This is a genomic window from Streptomyces sp. NPDC046821 (assembly GCF_040645335.1).
GTDB lineage: Bacteria > Actinomycetota > Actinomycetes > Streptomycetales > Streptomycetaceae > Streptomyces.
In genome coordinates this window covers 355,699-377,481 of sequence record NZ_JBEYYB010000009.1, presented here as the reverse complement: position 1 = coordinate 377,481, position 21,783 = coordinate 355,699, and the positions used below count along the sequence as shown (strand labels likewise).

The following is a 21,783-nucleotide window of genomic DNA, read 5'->3' as shown; positions in this document are numbered from 1 at the left end:
GCGGCGGTTCCCCCTCGAGCAGGGAACCGCCGCTTCGCGCTTACAGGCCTAGCGGGTGTTCAGGGTTTAGCTGAACGAGTCGCCGCAGGCGCAGGAGCCCGTGGCGTTCGGGTTGTCGATCGTGAAGCCCTGCTTCTCGATGGTGTCGACGAAGTCCACGGAGGCGCCGCCGAGGTACGGGGCGCTCATGCGGTCGGTGACGACCTTGACACCGTTGAAGTCCTTGACGACGTCCCCGTCGAGGGAGCGCTCGTCGAAGAAGAGCTGGTAACGCAGGCCGGAGCAGCCTCCGGGCTGCACGGCGACGCGCAGCGCCAGGTCGTCGCGCCCTTCCTGGTCAAGGAGGGCCTTGACCTTCTCCGCGGCGGCGTCGGACAGGAGGATGCCGTCGCTCACGGTGGTGGTCTCGTCCGATACGGACATCTGCTTCTCTCCAGGGTTGTACGGAGACTGCTTGCCGACGTTCCAACCGGCGGGGCCGCGGTTTCATTCCGGCCCTGGCGTTCGTCTTTCGCCTCTCGGCGACTCGGCTTCCTTGCCCTTTCATGCTCGCACACCCGGCGCGCCCCGGGGACAGGCCTGTCGGCGCGGATTGCGTCACATCGACACGATGGCCATCGTCATTCTGACGTGAAGCAGTTATGATAGATAGCGTCATTTCGACGAGAAGCCTCGCCGCACGAATGTCATACCAAGAAAGGGTGCGTGACGTGACCACGGCCCAGACCCCTGTTGACCTGGACGTCCAGCCGACTCCGCTGGCCCTCCTGCTGCTCGGCCGAGAGGCCGACCCGCGGAGCGAGCGTGGCGTGGAGTGCCCTGGGGACCTGCCCTCCCCGTCCGACCCGGACCTGGTGGAGCGCGCTCGCGCGGCGAAGGAGAAGCTCGGGGACAAGGTCTTCGTGCTCGGCCACCACTACCAGCGCGACGAGGTCATCCAGTTCGCGGACGTGACCGGCGACTCCTTCAAGCTCGCCCGTGACGCGGCCGCCCGGCCGGACGCCGAGTACATCGTCTTCTGCGGTGTGCACTTCATGGCCGAGTCCGCCGACATCCTCACCGGTGACGACCAGAAGGTCGTCCTGCCCGACCTGGCCGCCGGCTGTTCGATGGCCGACATGGCCACCGCCGAGCAGGTCGCCGAGTGCTGGGACGTGCTGACCGAGGCCGGCATAGCCGAGCAGGTCGTGCCCGTCTCGTACATGAACTCCTCGGCGGACATCAAGGCGTTCACCGGCAAGCACGGCGGCACGATCTGCACCTCGTCCAACGCGAAGCGGGCGCTGGACTGGGCCTTCGAGCAGGGCGAGAAGGTCCTGTTCCTGCCCGACCAGCACCTCGGCCGCAACACCGCGGTGCGCGACATGGGCATGTCCCTGGACGACTGCGTCCTGTACAACCCGCACCGGCCGAACGGCGGCCTGACCGCCGAGGAGCTGCGGAACGCGAAGATGATCCTGTGGCGCGGGCACTGCTCGGTGCACGGGCGCTTCTCGCTCGACTCGGTGAACGACGTGCGCGAGCGGATCCCCGGCGTACGCGTCCTGGCGCACCCCGAGTGCAAGCACGAGGTCGTCGCCGCGGCGGACGAGGTCGGCTCGACGGAGTACATCATCAAGGCGCTCGACGCGGCCCCGGCCGGCTCGAAGTGGGCGATCGGCACCGAGCTGAACCTGGTGCGCCGCCTCGCGAACGCGCACCCGGACAAGGAGATCGTCTTCCTCGACAAGACGGTCTGCTTCTGCTCGACGATGAACCGCATCGACCTGCCCCACCTGGTGTGGACCCTGGAGTCCCTCGCCGAGGGCAACCTGGTCAACCGCATCGAGGTGGACCGCGAGACAGAGCAGTTCGCCAAGCTGGCCCTGGAACGAATGCTGGCGCTGCCGTAGGTAACGCGCCCTGGGTAACTGTCGCTTCCCGTAGGAGTGCGCCCCAAAGGGGCGCGGGGCTGTATCGATCTGCGGCTCCGCCGCGTGGGCGCGACGAGCCACAGGCGAGCCGCACCAGGCAACGCACCCCCGCCCCAACGGCGAAGAGCCCGGTACGAACACCACACAGGTGTCCGCACCGGGCTCTAGGCATTCAACCGCCGGTCACACCCCGGCAGGCTCCGGCTCACCGGACTCGGCGTCCGAGGCGGGCTCGCCGGGCTCGCCGGACTCGGAGGCCTCCGGCGCGGCCGGTTCGGCCGGCGCCCCATCCTTCTCCGCCCGCCTGGCCTCACGCTTCAAGCGCTTGGCCTCACGCTTCTTCGCCCGCCGCTCCTTGCGAAGCTCCAGCATCGCGTAGAGCGTAGGCACGAGCAGCAGCGTCAGAAGCGTCGACGTGATCAGACCGCCGATCACCACGACCGCGAGCGGCTGAGCGATGAACCCGCCCTCACCGGTGACCCCGAGGGCCATCGGCAGCAGAGCGAAGATCGTCGCCAGGGCCGTCATGAGGATCGGGCGCAGACGGTGGCGGCCACCCTCGATGACGGCCTCGATCGTGCCGTAACCCTCCTTGCGGTACTGGTTGATCAGGTCGATCAGGACGATCGCGTTGGTGACCACGATGCCGATGAGCATCAACATGCCGATCATCGCCGGGACACCCATCGGGGTGCCGGTCGCGATGAGCAGGCCGATCGCGCCGGTCGCCGCGAACGGGATCGAGACCAGCAGGATCAGCGGCTGGGCCAGCGAGCGGAACGTGGCGACCAGGAGCATGAACACGATCGCGATCGCGGCCAGCATGGCGAGGCCGAGGTTCTTGAACGCGTCGTTCTGGTCGGACGTGACACCGCCGATCGTGGCCGTAGCGCCCGCGGGCAGCTTGAGGGCCTTGATCTTCGTCTGGAGGTCGGCGCTGACGGCGCCGGTGTTGTCGGCGGTCGGCTTGGCCGTGATCGTCGCGGCGCGGGCGCCGTCGATCCGGGTCATGGAGACCGGTCCGTCGACCAGCTGCACCGTGGCGATGTCGCCGAGCGTCAGACCGCCGGGGCCCATCGGGAGCTTCTTGAGCTCGTCCATGGTGGTGGCGGGCTTCGCCGACTTCACGACGACGTCGCGCTCGGTGTCGTCGAGGATCGCCTTGCCGCTGGTGGTGCCGCGTACGGCCTGGGCGACGGCCGCGCCGAGCGTGGTGTCGTTGAAACCGGCGGCCGCGGCCTTGGAGTTGGCCTTGACGGAGATGCGCGGGACGGACTGCGACAGGTCGCTGGTGACGTCCGTGACGTCGTGGAGCTTCGCGACCTCGGCCTGGACCTTGTCGGCCGCCTCGCGGAGCACCTGGCCGTCGGCCGCCTTCACGACGACCTTCAGGTCCTGGCTGCCGAAGCCGGCACCGGCCGAGATCGTGGTCCGCCCGATCCCGGAGAGCCCCTTGAGCCCCTTCTCGATGCGGTCCTGGGTCTTCTTGGCGGTCGCCTTGTCCTTGAGCGTGACCTGGTACGACGCCTGGTTGGTGCCGGTGCCGCCGCCGAACGCCGCCATGAATCCGGAGGACCCGATGGTGACCTGGTAGTCCTTGACGTTGTCGATGCCGCCGAGCAGCTTCTCGACCTTCTTGGCCGCGGCGTCGGTCGTCGCCAGGCTGGTGCCGGGCTTCAACTCCTGCTTGACGGACAGGACTTCCTGCTCGCCCTGGTCGAAGAAGTTCGTCTTCAGCATGGGTGCCATGCCGAACGTGCCGACGAGGACCACGATCGCGAGGAAGACGCTGGTGAGGCGGCGACGGGTCGCGAAGCGCAGCACGGGCACGTACAGGCGCTGGAGCCAGGAGCGGGCCTCCTTGTCCTCGGCCTGGCGGCGGGCCTCCTCCGGGTCGACTCCCTTGATCGCCTTCGGCGGGCGCAGGAACCAGTACGAGAGGACCGGGACGACCGTCAGCGAGACGATCAGGGAGGCGAGCAGGGCCGCCGTGACCGTCAGCGAGAACGAGCCGAACAGTTCGCCGACCATGCCGCCGACGAGGCCGATGGGCAGGAAGACGGCGACGGTGGTGAGGGTGGACGACGTGACGGCGCCGGCGACCTCGCGGACCGCCTTGAGGATCGCCTCCTGGCGCTCCTCGCCGTAGCCGAGGTGCCGCTTGATGTTCTCCAGGACGACGATGGAGTCGTCGACGACGCGGCCGATCGCGATGGTCAGCGCGCCGAGGGTGAGCATGTTGAGCGACAGGTCGCGGGTCCACAGGACGATCAGGGCCAGGACGACCGAGAGCGGGATCGAGACCGCGGTGACCAGGGTCGAGCGGATCGACGCCAGGAACACCAGGATGACGAGGACCGCGAAGACGAGGCCGAGCGCGCCCTCCGTGGTCAGGCCGTCGATCGACTTGGAGACGGCGGGGCCCTGGTCGCTGACGACCGTGAGCTTCGCGCCGGCGCCGAGGTCCTGGCGCAGGCCGGGCAGCTTGTCCTTGACCGCGTTCGAGATCGCGACCGCGCTGCCGTCCTTGTCCATCGTGACCACGACGGCGAGGCTGGGCCGGCCGTCGGTGCGGGTGATGGAGGTGGCCGCGGCGGGCTGCTGCTCGACCTTGGCGACGTCACCGAGGCGTACGGGCTTGCGCACGCCCTGGCCGGTGATCATCAGGTCCTGGATCTGCTTGAGGGACGTGAAGCCGCCGCCGACCTGGACGGTGCGGTTGCTGCCGTTCTCGTCGAAGGAGCCGGCCGGCATGGTGGCGCCGCCCGCCTGGAGCGACTGGCCGAGCGCCATCGAGGTGACGCCGGCGCGGGCGAGCTTGCCGTCGTCGGGGGTGACGGTGACCTGGAGGTCGCGCACGCCGCTGACGGTGACCTGGCCGACGCCGGAGACGTCCTTGATGGCCGGGACGACGGTCTTGTCGAGCTGGTCGGCGAGCGCCTGCTGGTCCTTGTCCGACGTGACGGCGAGGACGACGGTCGGCATGTCGTCCGTGGAACCCGCGATGACCTGCGGGTCGACGTTGTCGGGGAGCTGGGCGCGGGCGCGGTTCACGGCCTGCTGGACGTCGGCGACGAGCTGCTTGGAGCCGTTGCCGTAGTCGAACTGGGCCATGATCACGGCGTTGCCCTCGCTCGCCGTGGAGGTGACGCCGGTGATGCCGTCGACCGCGTGGAGGGACGTTTCGAGGGGTTCGACGACCTGCTTCTCGACCACGTCGGGAGACGCGCCCTGGTACGGGGCCAGGACGGACACCATGGGCAGTTCGATGGAGGGCAGCAGCTGCTGCTTGAGCTGAGGGATCGCGATGGCGCCGAAGACGATCGCGATGATCGACATCAGCCCGATCAGGGCCCGTTGAGCGAGGCTGAATCTGGACAGCCAGGACATGGTGAGGGTCTCTCTCTGTGGCGAGCGCGGCAGGAGGAGGCCCCGGGCGTCCGGATATGCGCGTAATACGCGCTTACGCGTCCGGAGGCAATGCGGGACCACCTACACCCTCAGGCATGTCCGAGGCGGGTTCCGTCGCTCCCAGGTCCCGTTCTTATGCGCCGCATACTGCGGCCGCAGTACACGGAATCGGGCGTTCACTCCACCCGTGGACGTACCAGGCCCGATTCGTACGCGATGACGACGAGCTGGGCGCGGTCGCGGGCGCCGAGCTTGGCCATGGCGCGGTTCACGTGGGTCTTGACCGTGAGGGGGCTGACCTGGAGGCGTTCGGCGATCTCGTCGTTCGAGTGGCCGCCGGCGACCTGGACGAGGACCTCGCGCTCGCGGGTGGTGAGCGCGGCGAGACGTTCGCCGAGCGCGCCGCCGGGCCCGCCCGTCTCGTCGTACGCCTCGCCCTGCGCGAGGAACTTGGCGATCAGGCCCTTGGTCGCGACCGGCGACAGAAGCGCCTCGCCCGCGGCGGCGATCCGCACGGCGCCGAGGAGTTCGTCGGGTTCGGCGCCCTTGCCGAGGAAGCCGGAGGCGCCGGCGCGCAGCGACTGGACGACGTACTCATCGACCTCGAAGGTCGTCAGCATCACGACGCGGACGTGCGCGAGGGCGGGGTCGGCGCTGATCAGGCGGGTCGCGGCGAGTCCGTCGGTGCCGGGCATCCGGATGTCCATGAGGACGACGTCGGCCTGCTCGGACTTGGCGAGCCGGACCGCCTCGGCGCCGTCCGAGGCCTCGCCGACGACGAGCATGTCGGGTTCCGAGTCCACGAGGACGCGGAAGGCGCTGCGTAGCAGGGCCTGGTCGTCGGCGAGCAGTACCCGGATCGTCATCCAGCGTCCCCCGTGTGCGTGGCGCGGCCCGCGGTGGCGTGGGCCTGGACGGGCAGGATCGCATGGACGCGGAACCCGCCTCCGTACCGCGGTCCGGCCGTGCAGCTGCCGCCGACCGCGGCGACCCGCTCGCGCATACCGAGGAGTCCGTGGCCGCCGCTGTCGGGCACGGGCTGTCCGGCGCCGGGCCGGCCGTCTTCCGTGCCGGGTCCGTTGTCCAGGACGGTGACCTCGATGTTCGGTCCTACGAGGATGACGCTGACCTCGGCCCTGGCGTCGGCGCCCGCGTGCTTGCGCACGTTGGTCAGGGCCTCCTGGATGATGCGGTAGGCGGCCAGGTCGACGGCGGCGGGGAGGCCGGTGGCGCGCTCGGCGCAGGCGACCTCGACGGGCAGGCCCGCGTTGCGGAAGGTGGCGACGAGGTCTTCGAGGCAGCCGAGTCCCGGGGCCGGTTCGGTGGGGGCCTCGGGGTCGCCGGACTGCCGGAGCAGGCCGACGGTGGCACGGAGTTCACCGAGTGCGGAGCGGCTGGCCTCGCGGACGTGCGCGAGGGCTTCCTTGGCCTGGTCGGGCCGTTTGTCCATGACGTGGGCGGCGACGCCCGCCTGCACGTTGACCAGGGCGATGTGGTGCGCGACGACGTCGTGCAGGTCGCGGGCGATGCGCAGCCGCTCCTCGGCGACGCGGCGCCGGGCCTCCTCCTCGCGGGTGCGCTCGGCCCGTTCGGCCCGCTCCCGTATCGCGTCGACGAAGGCGCGCCGGCTGCGGACGGCGTCCCCCGCGGCGGCGGCCATGCCGGTCCAGGCGAAGATGCCGAGGTTCTCCTGGGCGTACCAGGGCAGGGGGCCGGCCAGCATGGCGGAACCGGTGAGGACGGTGATGGTCGCGAGGCCGACGCGCCACGTGGTGGGGCGGTCGGTGCTGGCGGCGACGGTGTAGAGCGCGATGACGGCGCTCATGGCGACGGGGGCGCGGGGTTCGCCGGTGACGAGTTCGGCGAGGGTGACGGCGGCGGTGGCCGCGAGGACCGTCATGGGGGCGCGGCGCCGGACGACGAGGGCGGCGGCGCCGAGCACCATGAGGACGACGCCGATGACGCCGGGCGAGCGGGTGCCGAAGGTGGGGGTGCCGTCGGGGCCGCCGTGCGGATCCACGAACGAGGCGAAGACCATGCAGCACAGCACCGCCGCCGCGAGGGCCGCGTCCATGGCCCGGGGGTGCGTCCTGGCCCAGCGTACGAAGGGGGTCACCGGCGCCACGGTATCGCCCCCTCCCGCGCGTGCGGCACGCTCGTCCGCGTAAGGCCCGTGCGGGCCCGCCCCGGCTGCTCAGCCAGGGATCAGCCCGTCGTCGCGCAGCATCGCCCGGACTTGCTCCAGGGTCGCCTCCGGCCCCGGAAGGATGAGTTCCGAGGGTTCGAGGGAGGCGTCGGGCAGCGGGGTGCCGTAGGAGCGGACCGTGTCCAGGAGGGAGTGGAGAGTACGGCGGAACCCCTGGCCGTCCCCCTTCTCCACCTCGGCCATGAGCTCGTCGTCGAGCTTGTTGAGTTCGGCGAAGTGGCTGTCGGCCAGCTCCACCTGCCCCTCCCCCATGATCCGTACGATCATGACGCCCTCCTCGGCGTGGGACTTGCGCGTGGGACTACTGCTTCGTGGGACTGCTCGCTACGCAGGACCACCGGCTCCGCAGGACGGCTACTGCTTGTCGAACTACTGCTTGTCGAAGCGAGGGGTGTCCTGCGGCTGCCCGTTCGCGGACTGGCCGTTCTGGCCGCCTTCGATGGCCTGCTGCGAGGACGAGGAACCGCCCGCCAGCTCGGCCTTCATCCGCTGGAGCTCCAGCTCCACGTCGCTGCCGCCGGAGAGGCGGTCCAGCTCGCTCTGGATGTCGTCCTTGCCGCCGGTCTGGTCCTCCAGGGCACCGGAGGCCAGCAGCTCGTCGATCGCGCCGGCCCGAGCCTGGAGCTGGGCCGTCTTGTCCTCGGCCCGCTGGATGGCCATGCCCACGTCGCCCATCTCCTCGGAGATGCCGGAGAAGGCCTCGCCGATCCGGGTCTGCGCCTGGGCCGCCGTGTAGGTCGCCTTGATCGTCTCCTTCTTCGTGCGGAAGGCGTCGACCTTGGCCTGGAGGCGCTGCGCCGCGAGGGTCAGCTTCTCCTCCTCACCCTGGAGCGTCGTGTGCTGCGTCTCCAGGTCGGTGACCTGCTGCTGGAGAGCGGCCCGGCGCGAGAGCGCCTCACGGGCCAGGTCCTCGCGGCCGAGCGCGAGCGCCTTGCGGCCCTGGTCCTCCAGCTTGGTCGACTGGGTCTGGAGCTGGTTGAGCTGCAGTTCGAGGCGCTTGCGCGAGGTCGCCACGTCGGCGACGCCCCGCCGCACCTTCTGGAGCAGTTCCAGCTGCTTCTGGTACGAGTAATCGAGGGTCTCGCGCGGGTCCTCGGCCCGGTCCAGGGCCTTGTTCGCCTTCGCGCGGAAGATCATCCCCATACGCTTCATGACACCGCTCATGGGCTTCGCGCGCCCCCTTCTGACAGATTCAGCAGACGTCCAGCACCACACACTGCGACAGAACCCACAGTACGGGTCCTGCCTCCATTACCGCACTGTTCAGGTGCGGATGCGCTCATCCCCGAGGACGACTCCGGACTGCTCCGGATCCGGCGCAGGGAGTACGTGTCCCCCGGTACACGAGGTGAGGGACGCAGGGTGTTGCCGGATCGTTCCCCACTCCCCTCTGGTCCATGCCGCCGCACCACGTACCCTTGGCTTTTGTGTTCCGTAGCCGATCCAAGGACGAGAAGGCCCAGGCCGCCAAGGCGCCGGTGACCGACTCCACGCAGCCCCGTGACCCGCAGGCCCCCAAGGGCCGCCCCACGCCCAAGCGCAGCGAGGCCCAGACCCAGCGCCGCAGCGTGGCCAACACGCCGACGAACCGCAAGGAGGCGGCGAAGCGGCAGCGCGACGACCGCCGTGCCGCGATGGAGCGGCAGCGCCAGGCGCTCGCCAGCGGTGACGAGCGCTTCCTGCCCGCCCGCGACAAGGGCCCGGTGCGCAAGTACGCGCGCGACTACGTCGACTCGCGCTTCTGTGTCGCGGAGTTCTTCCTGCCGATGGCGGTCGTCATCCTCGTGATGACCATGATCCGCATCCCCGCCCTGCAGAACATCGCGCTGCTGCTCTGGCTCATCGTGATCGTGCTGATCGTGCTGGACTCGGCCGTGACGGGCTTCCGCCTGAAGAAGGCCCTGGCCGAGAAGTTCCCGAACGATGCCAAGAAGGGCGCCGTCGCGTACGCCCTGATGCGTTCGCTCCAGATGCGCCGTCTGCGGCTGCCCAAGCCCAAGGTCAAGCGCGGAGAGCGGCCCTGAGCACAGACGCCTTCACCGGCGCCGCGGCGTCGGCCTGGCTGGAGAAGCTGGGTGGTCTGCGCAACGCGGTACGCCAGGAGCTCGTGGCACGGCAGCTCGACGAGCAGCTGGCCGCGCGCTACCCCGTCGGGCAGCGGCTGCGGGTGCTCGACGTCGGCATGGGCCAGGGGACGCAGGCTCTGCGTCTCGCCCGTGCCGGCCACAAGGTGACCGGGGTCGAGCAGGATCCCGCGATGGTGGCCGCGGCGCGGGCCGCGCTCGCCGAGGAGCCCGAGGGCATCCGCGGCCGGGTGCGCCTGGTCGAGGGCGACGGGCGCGACACCGGGGTGCACTTCCTCCCCGGCAGCTTCGACGTGGTCCTGTGCCACGGGGTGCTGATGTACGTCGAGGACCCGGACGCGCTCCTCGCGGGGCTCGCCCGGATGCTGGCCCCCGGCGGCCTGCTCTCGCTCCTCGTGCGCAACGGCGACGGGCTCGCCATGCGGCCCGGCCTCGCCGGTGACTGGCAGGGCGCGCTCGGCTCCTTCGACACCGTCGCTTACCGCAACCGGCTCGGGCTCGACGTGCGGGCCGACCGGCTCGACGCGCTCACCGCGACACTGGCCGGGATCGGCGCACCGCTGCGCGCCTGGTACGGCGTGCGGGTCTTCACGGACACGGCGGCCGACGACGCGCCGGTCCCGTCGCAGGGCGAGTTCCAGACGCTGCTCGCGGCGGAGGAGCGTGCCGGGCGCACGGAGCCGTACCGCCGGGTGGCGGCGCTGCTCCACCTGTGCGGCGTACGCGGCTGACGCACCCCCTGTTCGGCGGACCAGCGCGGGCGGGGGCGACGGGACGACGGTGACAATCCGGGCATGGATGTTTCTCGTGCCCGCTCCCCCTTCGGCCGCCGTGCCCGTACCCCGCGCCTCCTGGTCCTGGTGACCGCCGTCCTGTGTTCGGTGGCGCTGGCGGGCGGCTGTGCGGGGGCCGGCGCGTCCGGCCCGGCCACGAAGCAGCCCGGCACGACGGAGCAGGCCGCGCCCGCGAGCAGCAGCGATCTGCAGGACAACTACATCAAGGTCATCAAGAACGTCCTGCCGTCGGTCGTCCAGATCCAGGCGTCGAACGAACTCGGCTCAGGGATCGTCTACGACGGCCAGGGCCACATCGTCACCAACGCGCACGTGGTCCGCAACGAGAAGACGTTCAAGGTCACCGCGTCCAACAGCGAGAACGAGCTGACCGCGACGCTCGTCTACGCCTATCCCCAGCAGGACCTCGCCGTCATCAAGCTGGACAAGGTGCCCGCCGGGCTCAAGGCGGCCAGTTTCGCGAACTCGTCCAAGGTCCAGGTCGGCCAGATCACGCTCGCGATGGGTTCGCCGCTCGGCCTCTCCTCCAGCGTCACCGAGGGCATCGTCTCCGCGACCGGACGGACCGTCAGCGAGGGCCAGCAGGGCGGCGGGACCGGCGCCGTCATCGCGAACATGGTGCAGACGTCGGCCTCGATCAACCCGGGCAACAGCGGCGGCGCGCTCGTCGACCTCAACGGTCAGGTCATCGGGATCCCCACGCTCGCCGCGACCGACCCCGACCTCGGCGGCGGCGCGGCGCCCGGCATCGGCTTCGCGATCCCCTCGTCCATGGTCACCACGGTCGCCGACCAGGTCATCAAGCAGGGCAAGGTCACGGACTCGGGCCGGGCGGCGCTCGGCATCACGGGCCGTACGGTCCTGGACAACTCGTACCAGCCGGCCGGGGTGGCCATCGTCCAGGTCTCGAACGGCGGGGCCGCGCAGAAGGCGGGACTGAAGGCCGGGGACATCATCATCAAGTTCGGCGGCACGGCCGTCACGACGGTGGACTCGCTCTCGGAGGAGATCGCGGCCCGGAAGCCGGGTGACAAGGTCACGGTGACGTACACGCGGAACGGGACCCAGAAGACGGCGGACGTGACGCTGGGCGACATGTAGGAACGAGACGGAGGAACGTCACGTACGAAGGGCGGCCACCCATGCCGGGTAGCCGCCCTTCGTCGTGCTCGAAACGCCTTACGCCGGCGCGTCCTCCGCGTGCAGCCCCATCGGGCCGTAGATCTCCGCCTCGTCCTCGAAGAGCCTGACCTGGTCGGCGCCGCCTTCCGCGAGGGCCTTCCAGTACTCGCCGATCCACGACTCGGCGTCGCCCTGAGTCGTGAACTCCTCGGGCTGCACCGCCGGCTGGACCTCCGTCCCGTCCGACTTCTCGAACCTCCACGTCCATGCCGCCATGTCAGCCTCCTGAGAGTCAACGGACCAGTAACCAACGAGTCAGAAGCTTAGGGCCTGTCCGGCGGATCATGCCGGGAACGCGGGCCCTGGCACGCGCATCTGCCGCGTTGTCGTCAATCACCATCGCTCCGCGATGCCTCAATCCTCCGCCTTGCAGCTGCACGCACCAGACCCCGCTCACCGGCGTGACCGGTTCGCTGCCTCCGGAATCCGGCCTGATCCGCCGGACAGGCCCTATCCGGGCGAGCGCCGTTCGCGGTGGCGCGGGAGGATCTTCCCGTGGAACTCACTCTGCTCGGCACCGGCGCGCCCACCGGTCTGCCCCGCCCCGACTGTCCCTGCGCCGCCTGCGCCACCGCCGTCGGGCCCGGCGCGCGCGCCGCGACCGCGCTTCTCATCGACGGCACGCTGCTGCTCGACCTGACGCCGGGCGCCGCGTTCGCCGCCGCCCGTTCGGGCCACAGCCTCAGCGGCGTACGGCAGGTGCTGCTGTCGCATCCGCACGACGGGCCGCCCGTCGAAGTACCGGCGGGGCTCGTGACGCCCGCGCGGGTGCCGGACGGCAGCGAGCTGGCGCTGCTCACCGGACATCGGGTGCGGGCCGTGGCGATGGACGCGCCGGGGACGGGCTACGAGGTGACGGGCCCGGACGGCGAGCGGCTGCTGTATCTGCCGCCGGGCGCGGCGCCCGCGGGTTCCGCCCACGCCGAGCGGCCGTACGAGATGGTGCTCGCCGACGTGGTGGCCCGGCCGGACGCGCTGTCGCGGCTGCGGGCGACGGGGTCGCTCGGCCCGACGACGGACGTGCTCGCGGTCCACATCGACCACGACGTGCCGCCCGGCCCTGAGCTGACGCGGCGTCTGGCGGCCGCGGGCGCACGGGCGGTGCCGGACGGGACGACGCTGACGGTCGGGGTGTACGAGGACGTGCCGGACGTGCCGCGCAGGACGCTCGTGCTCGGCGGGGCCAGGTCGGGCAAGTCGGTCGAGGCCGAGCGGCGCCTGGAGGCGTTCCCGGGGGTGCTGTATGTGGCGACGGGCGGCACGCGCGGCGGGGACGCCGAGTGGTCGCAGCGGGTGGCGCTGCACCGTGAGCGGCGGCCCGGCTCGTGGAGCACCGTCGAGACGTGCGACCTCGTGCCGCTCCTCGGGCAGGACGGGCCGCCGCTGCTGATCGACTGCCTGTCGCTGTGGCTGACGTACGCGATGGACGACGTGGGCGCCTGGGACGACGAGACGTGGGCGGGCGGCGGGGAACGGGCGCTGCGGGAGCGGGTGTCCGAGCTGACGGCGGCGGTACGGGCCACCCGGCGCACGGTCGTCGCCGTGTCGAACGAGGTTGGTTCGGGGGTCGTCCCGGCCACCGCGTCGGGGCGCCGCTACCGGGACGAACTGGGGCGTCTGAACGCGGCGTTCGCGTCCGAGTGCGAACACGTGCTGCTCGTGGTGGCCGGGCAGGCGCTCACGCTGCGCGGCTGATGCGGGGTCAGTCTGCTGTGCTCTTACCGGGGTTACGGCGGGCGACGATCCGATAGGCGTTGGCGAAGCGGGTGCGGGCGGCGAGCGGGGCGAGGAGCCGGTCGGCCGCGTAGGCGGCGGCGACGAGGGGCACGGCGGCGTAGATGAGGGCGGTGCGCAGGCGGCGCTGGAGCGGGGTCGGGGCCTTGCGGCGCCAGGGGGCGTCGGCGCGGGGCAGCCAGTGGCCGAGGAAGAGGGCGAGGCCCGCGGTGAGGTCGAGCGGGACGTGGGCCTCGCGGCGGTCGGTGGCGACGACGGTGTAGCCGAGGCGCTCCAGCTCGCGGCGGAGGTTGTCCATCGGGATGAGGTGCAGGTGCTGGGGCTGGAAGTACGACACCCACCACTTGCCGAGGAGCTTCGCGTAGCGGCTCTCGGGGTCGGGGACCTCGACGACGAGGTGGCCGCCGGGGCGCAGGACGGTGCGGGCGGCCTTCAGCTCCTCGCGCGGGTCGGTGGCGTGCTCCAGGTGGTGGAACATGCTGAGCGCGTCGTAGCGGCCGGCGAGCGCGGGGGCGAGTTCGGTGAGGGTGCCGCGGTGGGCCTCCTCGATGCGGCCGGCCCTGCGGGCTTCCTCGACGGCGGCGCCGGTGTCGAGCCCGTCGAAGGCGGTGTAGGGGTGGATCTCCTTGGCGGCGGCAGGGAAGTGACCTTGGCCGGTGGCGACGTCGAGCCAGCTCTCGGGTTCGATGAGGGGCAGCAGGGCGCGGGCGGCGGCGCGGTGGCGGCGGGCGGAGTGGCGCGCGGAGTCCTCGGCCTCGAGGAGCCGGGCGCAGTGCCCTGCGTTGAGCCCGTCGTAGAAGTCCCGGTAGTAGAAGTCCAGGCCCTCGCGGTTCAGGCGCGGGTTCTGGAAGGTGTGGGAGCAGGCACGGCACTGGTCGACGACGAAGGTGCCGGGCTTGTGCTGGAGGAGGTCGGTGGTCCGCAGCCGGGTGCGCAGGCGGGTCGAGCCGCACCAGGGGCAGTCGGTCCTGCGCGGCTCGTGGAACCGGTCGGTGCCCTGGGCGAGTTCGGTGAGGTAGGCGGGCCGCCGCTGCGCGACGGCCTCGGTCGTGGGGGTCATCACGAACTCCTGGGGGACGGTCCGAGGTACGCGACACCGCGCGGGAAGCGGTACGACATTCCGGGCATCCAGGAACGTAAAGGATCAGGGAGGGACCCGCAATGACGCTGCGGACCCGGTGCGTCGCATGGCGTGACACCACGTCGCCCCACGTCATGGGCCCGGCGGCGCGGCGGCCGGTACTGTTCGGCGAATGAGCCCGCTGAATCTCGACGACTTCACCGATCTGATCGAGCGCCCCGACGGCGGGACGCGCCGCGACGCCGAGGAACGCCGTGCCCGGCTCACGGTGCCGCCCGGCGCGCTCGGCCGCCTGGACGAGCTGGGCGAGTGGCTGTCGGCCGCCCAGGGCAAGGTGCCGGTCCGGCCTGTCGAGCGGCCGCGCGTGGTGCTGTTCGCGGGCGACCACAAGGTCGCCGAACTCGGGGTGTCGGCGCGGCCCGCGGGCGGCGCGGCGGCGCTGGTGCGGCAGGTCGTCGAGGGCGGCAGCGCGTCGGCGATCCTCGCGGCGCGTCTGGGCGTTCCGGTGCGGGTCGTCGACATGTCGCTGGACTGCGATCCGGGCGAGCTGCCCGCCGAGGTCGCGGGGCACCGGGTGCGCAGGTCGTCCGGGCGTATCGACATCGAGGACGCGCTGACGATCGAGGAGGCGGAGGCCGCGTTCCGGGCGGGCATGGCTGTCGCCGACGAGGAGGCGGACTCCGGCACGGATCTGGTCGTGCTCGGCGATGTGAGCGTGGGCGGGACGACGGCGGCGGCGACGCTGATCGCGGCGCTTTGCGGGACGGACGCGTCCGTGGTGACCGGCCGCGGCGGCGCCCCGATCGACGACCTGGCGTGGATGCGCAAGTGCGCGGCGGTGCGGGACGCGCTGCGGCGGGCCAGGCCCGTGCTCGGCGACCAGCTGGCGCTGCTCGCCACGGTGGGCGGCGCGGATCTCGCGGCCGCGACCGGGTTCCTGCTGCAGTGCGCGGTACGGCGTACGCCGGTGATCCTGGACGGCGTCGTGTCGGCGGCGTGCGCGCTCGTGGGGCAGCGGGTCGCGTTCCGGGCGCCGGACTGGTGGCTGGCGGGCCAGGCGAGCGGGGAGCCGGCGCAGGCGAAGGCGCTCGACCGGATGGCCATGGAGCCGCTGCTCGACCAGGGCGTGACGGTGGGCGAGGGTGCGGGGGCGCTGCTCGCGCTGCCGCTGGTGCAGGCCGCGGCGGCGCTGGCGGGACAGCTGCCGGAGGCGCCGGCCGCGGAGACCGCGGGGTCCGGGGCGGGCGAGTCGACGGAGGCGCCGGCTGCCGAGACGACCGAGCCGGCGGAGGCCGCAGCCTCCGAGGCTCGGGCTTCCGACGCACCCGGGTCACCGGAGGCCGAGGCGGCCGGCGCCGGCGAGTAGCGCGCGCCGCACACTTCCTGACGGCGGGTCACAGCGGGTCAAGTACCGCTGCGGCCCGCCGTTTCGCGACCTCATATCACCACAAATGCCCCATATGCTCCCTGCCTATGGCTGATGTACAGACGACCGCTCCGCCCCCGCGCCGCGCCCGCGTCTCCACCCCCACCACGAAACGGGCCGCCGCCTTCACCGTCTGGTACCTGCGGATCGTCACGTTCATCAATCTGCTGAGCGCCGTATGGGTCACCCTCGGCCAGGACCTGCAACGGCACAACACCAACGACTACTTCACCCCGTACCTGCTCACCGCCGGTTTCGCCTCCGGGGTCTTCACCTGGTTCCTGGCGATCACGATGCGCCGCCGCAAGCGCGCCGCGTGGATCCTCAACCTCGTCCTGAGCGGGCTCTTCTTCCTCCTGTTCGCCCTCGTGATGGTCTTCCCCGAGGTGCGCGGGCTCGCGCAGAACTGGATCTCCCTCGTCCTGACCGGCGCCTTCGTCGCCGCGCTGCTGATCGGCCGCCGCGAGTTCTACGCCAAGGGCGACCGCTCGAACCCGAAGCTGGCGGCCGCGGTCGGCCTCGGCGGGCTCCTCGTGACGTCCCTCTTCGCGACGTTCCTCGTGACCGTCACCAATCAGGCGCACGGCGAGGACCACTCGACGTTCCTGGAGCGCTGGCGCTACGGCACGCTGCGGCTCATCTCGGTCGCGACCGACGAGTCCAAGTACCCGTACATCACCACGCCGAACTGGGTCAACGTCGTCATCAACATCCTGAGCACCCTCCTCCTGCTCGCCGTCGTGTACGCCGCGTTCCGCTCCCGCAAGGCCGTCGACCCGCTCACCCCCGACGACGAGGCGAGGCTGCGCGTACTGCTCGACAAGGGCGGCGACCGGGACTCGCTCGGCTACTTCGCGCTGCGCCGCGAGAAGAGCGTGGTGTGGTCGCCGACCGGCAAGGCGGCGGTCGCCTACCGCGTCGTCGGCGGAGTCTCGCTCGCGTCGGGAGACCCCATCGGCGACCCCGAGGCCTGGCCCGGCGCGATCGAGCCCTGGCTCATGGAGGCCCGCGAACACGGCTGGACCCCGGCCGTCATGGGCGCGAGCGAGGAGGCGGGCACCATCTACGCCCGGCACGGCCTCGACGCCCTCGAACTGGGCGACGAAGCGATCGTCGAGACGGACGACTTCACGTTGGACGGCCGGGCCATGCGCACCGTCCGCCAGGCCTTCAACCGGGTGAAGCGCGCGGGGTACGAGGTAGGGATCCGGCGCCACGAGGACATCCCGGAGGACGAGATGGCGTATCTGCTCAGGCGCGCCGACGACTGGCGCGACGGGGCGACCGAGCGCGGCTTCTCGATGGCGCTCGGCCGGCTCGGCGATCCCGAGGACGGACGCTGCGTGATGCTCGAATGCACCGATGGCCAGGGCGAGTTGAAGGCCGTACTGTCCTTCGTGCCGTGGGGGCCGCAGGGCCTGTCGCTCGATCTGATGCGGCGTGACCGGGACGCCGAGAACGGACTGATGGAGTTCATGGTCATCGAACTGCTCCAGCGGGCCGAGGAAATCGGGATCACTCAGGTGTCGCTCAACTTCGCGATGTTCCGGTCGGTCTTCGAACGTGGCTCGCGGCTCGGCGCGGGCCCGGTGCTGCGCCTGTGGCGCTCACTGCTCAGCTTCTTCTCACGGTGGTGGCAGATCGAATCTCTCTACCGCGCCAACGCGAAGTACCGGCCCATCTGGGAGCCCCGCTTCCTGCTCTTCGAGAAGAGCGCCGACCTGCCCCGGATCGCTCTGGCGTCCGCCCGCGCGGAGGGCTTCCTGGAGGCGCCGGGCCTGCCGAACTGGATGCATCACAGACACCTGCAACCGTTGGAGTCACGGCCATGAGGTCCGCGGCGGCACTGGCCCGCGCCGAGTGGGGCCCGCTGTGGACGACGGTGCGCACGGCGCTCGTCACCCGGAAGTGGCGCGCGGTGCCGATGACGCTCGGCGCGGTCGGCCTCACGGCCCTGTTCCAGTTCGTCCAGAACCGGTCCTGGGGCTTCCAGTTCGTGGAGAACATCGGCGCCGTGCGGGCCGAGGACCCGCTGTGGCTGGCCCTGCTCCGGACCCCGCTGTCCCTGTTCGTGCCCGCGCTCGACCTGCCCGTGTGGGGTGCGCTCGCGCAGGTCCTGATCGTGTTCGGCGTCGCCGAGATCTGCCTCGGCCGCGCCCTCACCCTCACGGTCGGGTACGCGGCCACACTCGCCGGCACCCTCTACGCGCGCTTCGGCGTGTGGCTCGGCCCGCACGGACTGTTCGGGCTGCCCGCGTCCGACGCCCGGATGGTCGACACGGGGCCGTCGGCGGCCGTCGTGGGACTCGCGCTGTACACGTGCTGGCTCTACCGCGCCCGGTGGACGGCGGCCCTGATCGCCCTGGTCATGATCTCCGAGGCGGTGGTGAAGCCGAACCTCGCGGGCAGGGAGCACGTCGCCGCGGTCGGCGCGGTCCTCGTCGTCGCGGCGGCGGGCCGGGCCCTCGCCGTACGCCGCCGCCGGAGCTCGTTACGTCAGCGGGGCAGCGACCGCTCCGGATCCGGCGTGCCCCCGATGAGATCCTGGAAGGACCTGCCGAGGCGCACCCAGCGCCGGTCGTGCCGGTAGGAGCGCAGCCGCGCTCTGGCTCTGGCCTTCGGGCGCCGCCGGTACCAGCGCCGGGCCCACGCCGAGCCGGGCCGGGCGAGCCGGACGGCCCCGATCAGCGCGACGAACGGCACCAGCACGCCGAGGATCGCCATGCGGGGCTTCCCCTTGAACATCGCGAGGATCACGAACACGAAGTTGATGACGAGCGTGAAGATCGCGCTGCCGCGCTCCTCCGCCTCCGGTGCCGTCACGTCGTTCACGCCGAGCGGCGAGAAACCGCTGAGGACGAGCAGCCCGAGCGCCCCGGCCAGGATCACCACCTCGACGCTCTGCCGCCCCTGTTCGCTCCAGTAGACGTCGGCGAGATGCAGGATCAGCGCGAACTCGTCGAGGACCAGGCCCGCACCCACCCCGAAGATCACCGCGCAGACGGAGGCGGCGACCCCGTAACGGCCGCTGCCGACCGCGCCGAAGCCGCCGATGAGGGTGAGGACGACGCCGGGCACGACGTGGTGGATGTGCATCCCGCCCGGGTTGACGTTCCGGAAGGGCCCGCGGCCCGCGCGGATGAGCCGCGTGATCGTCCGGGTCACCAGGAACGTCACCAGGAACGAGGCCAGCGTGAGCAGCAACGGCAGCTTCCCCGGCTCGATGATGTTCCGGTACCACCAGTGACCCATGCGGCCATCCTGCCGCCGGAGGCTGGGCGCCGCCCGCTGTGAAAGGCCCCTTGGGTAGCCTGCGCGGATGCCCGCTTCCCCGGCCGACGGCCTCCGTTTCGCATTCGGCACGCTCACCGTGCTGCCCGTCGACGTCACCCGCTGGGACCGTGAGGCGGCCCGTGCCGGGATGCTCTGCGCGCCCGTCGCCGGGCTCGTCGTGGGTCTCGCCTCCGGCGCGCTCGGCGCCGTGCTGATCCTGCTCGGCGCCGGGCCGCTGCTCGCCGCCGTGGCGAGCGTGAGCGTCCCGGCGGCGCTCACCCGCGGACTGCATCTGGACGGGCTCGCCGACACCGCCGACGGACTCGGCAGCGGCAAGCCCGCCGAGGACGCGCTGCGCATCATGAAGCAGTCGGACATCGGCCCGTTCGGCGTCATCACGCTCGTACTCGTCCTGCTCGCCCAAGTGGCCGCGCTCGCCGAGCTGTACGCCGGCTCGTGGGTGCGCGGTGCGCTCGCCGCCGTCGTCTCCGCGCTCACCGCCCGGCTCGCGCTCACCCTGGCCTCGCGCGCGGGTGTCCCGCCGGCGCGGCCCGAGGGGCTGGGCGCGGCCGTCGCCGGGACGGTGCCGGTGCGCGGGGCGCTGCTCGCCTCCGCCGTCGTCGTGTGCGCCGCCGCGGCCGCGGGCGCCGCCGGCGGAGGGACGTACGGGGCGATACGTGGCGCCGCGGCGGCCGTCCTGGCGTGCGGCGCGGCCGAACTCCTGCTGCGCCACTGCGTGCGCCGCTTCGGCGGTGTGACCGGCGACGTGTTCGGCGGCGTCGCCGAGACCGCCGCCACGGCAGCCCTCGTCGTGCTCACCTTCGGCTGACCCACCGGTGGCGGTCGAGCACCGCTCGGCGCGGCCGCGAGCACGCGGGCGTAGGCTCCCCCGGGGGGACATCCACCCCACGGCCTGTCAGAACTCCTTCAGACACCATGAAAGTAGGGACCTCACCACCGTGACTGCTCTGACTCTCAGCACCTCCGGCGCGGCCGGTCTGCGTGCCGACGCGATCGTCGTCGGTGTGGCGAAGGACTCTGGATCCAAGTCCGGGGACCTGGTCGTCGCACCCGGCGCGGAGGCCGTGGACAAGGCGTACGACGGCAAGCTCGCCGCCGTCCTCGCGACCCTCGGCGCCAGTGGCGGTGAGGGCGAGGTGACGAAGCTCCCCGCGCCCTCCGGCTTCAAGGCCCCCGTGGTCCTCGCCGTCGGCCTGGGTCCGGTGCCCGAGAAGGACGAGTCGTACGGCGCCGAGGCCCTGCGCCGCGCCGCCGGGTGCGCCGCCCGCGCGCTGGCCGGCTCGAAGAAGGCCGCGTTCGCGCTGCCGATCGAGGACTCCGGTGACGCCGGCGCGATCGCGGAGGGCGCCCTGCTCGGCGCGTACTCCTTCGACGCGTACAAGGAGAACGGCAACGGCGGCAAGAACGGCAAGGCGCCGCTCGCCGAGGTCGCCCTGCTCGGCGGCAAGCCCCGCGACAAGGCGCACAAGGCCGCCGTGGAGCGCGCCCTCGCCGTGACCGAGGAGCTCAACCGCGCCCGCGACCTCATCAACACCCCGCCGAACGACCTCACCCCCGAGGCCTTCGCCGCCGTCGCCTCCGTCGCGGCCAAGGAGCACGGCATCAAGGTGCAGATCCTCGACGAGAAGGCGCTCACCAAGGGCGGCTTCGGCGGCATCCTCGGCGTCGGCGCCGGCTCGGAGGCCCCGCCGCGCCTGGTGAAGCTGTCGTACACGTCGTCCAAGGCGGACAAGCACCTCGCCTTCATCGGCAAGGGCATCACGTACGACTCGGGCGGCATCTCGCTCAAGCCGGCCGGTCACAACGAGACGATGAAGTGCGACATGAGCGGCGCCGCCGCCGTGTTCGCCGCCGTCGTCGCCGCCGCGCGCCTCGGCCTCAAGGTCAACGTCACCGGCTGGCTGGCGCTCGCCGAGAACATGCCGTCGGGCTCGGCCACCCGCCCCGGCGACGTGCTGCGCATGTACTCGGGCAAGACCGTCGAGGTCCTGAACACGGACGCCGAGGGCCGCCTGGTCCTGGCCGACGCCATCGCCAAGGCCTCCGAGGAGACCCCGGACGCGATCGTCGACGTGGCGACCCTGACCGGCGCCATGATGCTGGCGCTCGGCAACCGCACGTTCGGCATCATGGCGAACGACGACGCCTTCCGTACGACGATCCACGAGGTCGCCGAGGAGGTCGGCGAGCCGTCCTGGCCGATGCCGCTCCCCGCCGACCTGCGCAAGGGCATGGACTCGTCCACCGCCGACATCGCCAACATGGGCGAGCGCATGGGCGGCGGCCTGGTCGCCGGTCTCTTCCTCCAGGAGTTCGTCGGCGAGGGCATCACGTGGGCCCACCTCGACATCGCCGGCCCGGCCTTCAACGAGGGCGGCCCGTTCGGCTACACGCCCAAGGGCGGCACCGGCTCCGCGGTCCGTACGCTGGTGCGCCTCGCGGAGCGCACCGCCGACGGTGACCTGGGCTGACGCGACTCGGCACGGTTCGACAGCCCCTGGGTGCGAAGGCGCCCGGGGGCTGTTCGCTGACGACGAAATCCGCAGCTTCGCGGCGCCGGTCGGCCGGGTTTCCGGTGTAACGGCTGTCTCACGCCTGGGCCCGGCGTCCCGTCCGCCGCCGACAAGTGCAAAGATGGGTCCTCGGCAGGACAGGGCC

General features: G+C 71.7%; 19 protein-coding genes. 10 read left to right on the top strand and 9 right to left on the bottom strand.

Annotated elements, in window-relative coordinates; genetic code table 11:
* Nucleotides 1-66 precede the first annotated feature (66 nt).
* Entirely contained in the window at nt 67-423 is a 357-nt protein-coding gene (gene erpA, locus ABZ893_RS20815) for an iron-sulfur cluster insertion protein ErpA (protein WP_127828130.1), read from the bottom strand.
* A 278-nt stretch (nt 424-701) separates the two neighbouring features.
* Here erpA and nadA point away from each other — a divergent pair, with 278 nt between their 5' ends.
* Entirely contained in the window at nt 702-1,892 is a 1,191-nt protein-coding gene (gene nadA, locus ABZ893_RS20810; RefSeq protein WP_361405625.1) for a quinolinate synthase NadA, read from the top strand.
* Nucleotides 1,893-2,096: 204 nt separating this feature from the next.
* On the opposite strand, the gene ABZ893_RS20805 is transcribed toward nadA, so the two are convergent.
* The 5 genes from ABZ893_RS20805 to ABZ893_RS20785 form a co-directional block, all read right to left on the bottom strand.
* Nucleotides 2,097-5,303 carry an efflux RND transporter permease subunit gene (locus tag ABZ893_RS20805; protein WP_361405622.1) on the bottom strand — a complete coding sequence of 1,069 codons (3,207 nt, stop codon included), beginning with the start codon at nt 5,301-5,303 and terminating at the stop codon, nt 2,097-2,099.
* Between the two features lie 197 nt (nt 5,304-5,500).
* Nucleotides 5,501-6,190: a response regulator transcription factor gene (locus ABZ893_RS20800; protein ID WP_361405619.1), complete on the bottom strand. Its 690-nt coding sequence runs from the start codon at nt 6,188-6,190 to the stop codon at nt 5,501-5,503.
* Nucleotides 6,187-7,398, bottom strand: coding sequence for a sensor histidine kinase (locus ABZ893_RS20795; protein WP_361405813.1), 1,212 nt, complete (start codon nt 7,396-7,398; stop codon nt 6,187-6,189). Before ABZ893_RS20795 ends, ABZ893_RS20800 begins: the two co-directional genes overlap by 4 nt.
* A 120-nt stretch (nt 7,399-7,518) precedes the next feature.
* Entirely contained in the window at nt 7,519-7,797 is a 279-nt protein-coding gene (locus ABZ893_RS20790) for a hypothetical protein (RefSeq protein WP_361405616.1), read from the bottom strand.
* Nucleotides 7,798-7,899: 102 nt separating this feature from the next.
* The gene (locus ABZ893_RS20785) at nt 7,900-8,694 is read right to left on the bottom strand and encodes a PspA/IM30 family protein (RefSeq protein ID WP_361405613.1); all 795 of its coding nucleotides are present in this window, start codon (nt 8,692-8,694) and stop codon (nt 7,900-7,902) included.
* A 233-nt stretch (nt 8,695-8,927) separates the two neighbouring features.
* Here ABZ893_RS20785 and ABZ893_RS20780 point away from each other — a divergent pair, with 233 nt between their 5' ends.
* The 3 genes from ABZ893_RS20780 (at nt 8,928) to ABZ893_RS20770 (ending at nt 11,509) form a co-directional block, all read left to right on the top strand.
* Entirely contained in the window at nt 8,928-9,554 is a 627-nt protein-coding gene (locus tag ABZ893_RS20780; protein WP_361405611.1) for a DUF3043 domain-containing protein, read from the top strand.
* 83 nt (nt 9,555-9,637) lie between these two features.
* A complete protein-coding gene (locus ABZ893_RS20775; RefSeq protein ID WP_361405608.1) occupies nt 9,638-10,345 on the top strand; it encodes a methyltransferase domain-containing protein in 708 nt (235 codons plus the stop codon).
* 63 nt (nt 10,346-10,408) lie between these two features.
* Entirely contained in the window at nt 10,409-11,509 is a 1,101-nt protein-coding gene (locus ABZ893_RS20770; RefSeq protein WP_361405605.1) for a trypsin-like peptidase domain-containing protein, read from the top strand.
* 78 nt (nt 11,510-11,587) lie between these two features.
* On the opposite strand, the gene ABZ893_RS20765 is transcribed toward ABZ893_RS20770, so the two are convergent.
* Nucleotides 11,588-11,806 carry a hypothetical protein gene (locus ABZ893_RS20765; RefSeq protein WP_361405602.1) on the bottom strand — a complete coding sequence of 73 codons (219 nt, stop codon included), beginning with the start codon at nt 11,804-11,806 and terminating at the stop codon, nt 11,588-11,590.
* A 279-nt stretch (nt 11,807-12,085) separates the two neighbouring features.
* Here ABZ893_RS20765 and ABZ893_RS20760 point away from each other — a divergent pair, with 279 nt between their 5' ends.
* On the top strand, nt 12,086-13,285 hold the full coding sequence (locus ABZ893_RS20760; RefSeq protein ID WP_361405599.1) for a bifunctional adenosylcobinamide kinase/adenosylcobinamide-phosphate guanylyltransferase: 1,200 nt from the start codon (nt 12,086-12,088) through the stop codon (nt 13,283-13,285).
* Nucleotides 13,286-13,292: 7 nt separating this feature from the next.
* Here ABZ893_RS20760 and ABZ893_RS20755 read toward each other — a convergent pair whose 3' ends face one another.
* Nucleotides 13,293-14,384: a methyltransferase domain-containing protein gene (locus tag ABZ893_RS20755; protein ID WP_361405596.1), complete on the bottom strand. Its 1,092-nt coding sequence runs from the start codon at nt 14,382-14,384 to the stop codon at nt 13,293-13,295.
* Between the two features lie 193 nt (nt 14,385-14,577).
* Here ABZ893_RS20755 and cobT point away from each other — a divergent pair, with 193 nt between their 5' ends.
* The 3 genes from cobT (at nt 14,578) to ABZ893_RS20740 (ending at nt 18,421) form a co-directional block, all read left to right on the top strand.
* Nucleotides 14,578-15,771 carry a nicotinate-nucleotide--dimethylbenzimidazole phosphoribosyltransferase gene (gene cobT, locus ABZ893_RS20750; RefSeq protein ID WP_361405593.1) on the top strand — a complete coding sequence of 398 codons (1,194 nt, stop codon included), beginning with the start codon at nt 14,578-14,580 and terminating at the stop codon, nt 15,769-15,771.
* A 107-nt stretch (nt 15,772-15,878) separates the two neighbouring features.
* Entirely contained in the window at nt 15,879-17,663 is a 1,785-nt protein-coding gene (locus ABZ893_RS20745; RefSeq protein ID WP_361405590.1) for a phosphatidylglycerol lysyltransferase domain-containing protein, read from the top strand.
* Nucleotides 17,660-18,421, top strand: coding sequence for a hypothetical protein (locus tag ABZ893_RS20740; protein WP_361405587.1), 762 nt, complete (start codon nt 17,660-17,662; stop codon nt 18,419-18,421). Before ABZ893_RS20745 ends, ABZ893_RS20740 begins: the two co-directional genes overlap by 4 nt.
* Here ABZ893_RS20740 and ABZ893_RS20735 read toward each other — a convergent pair.
* Nucleotides 18,328-19,083 carry a hypothetical protein gene (locus tag ABZ893_RS20735; protein ID WP_361405584.1) on the bottom strand — a complete coding sequence of 252 codons (756 nt, stop codon included), beginning with the start codon at nt 19,081-19,083 and terminating at the stop codon, nt 18,328-18,330. The genes ABZ893_RS20740 and ABZ893_RS20735 overlap by 94 nt on opposite strands.
* A gap of 67 nt (nt 19,084-19,150) precedes the next feature.
* On the opposite strand from ABZ893_RS20735, the gene ABZ893_RS20730 reads away from it, so the two are divergent.
* On the top strand, nt 19,151-19,933 hold the full coding sequence (locus ABZ893_RS20730; protein ID WP_361405581.1) for an adenosylcobinamide-GDP ribazoletransferase: 783 nt from the start codon (nt 19,151-19,153) through the stop codon (nt 19,931-19,933).
* A gap of 130 nt (nt 19,934-20,063) precedes the next feature.
* A complete protein-coding gene (locus ABZ893_RS20725) occupies nt 20,064-21,596 on the top strand; it encodes a leucyl aminopeptidase (protein ID WP_361405578.1) in 1,533 nt (510 codons plus the stop codon).
* The last annotated feature ends 187 nt before the right edge of the window (nt 21,597-21,783 follow it).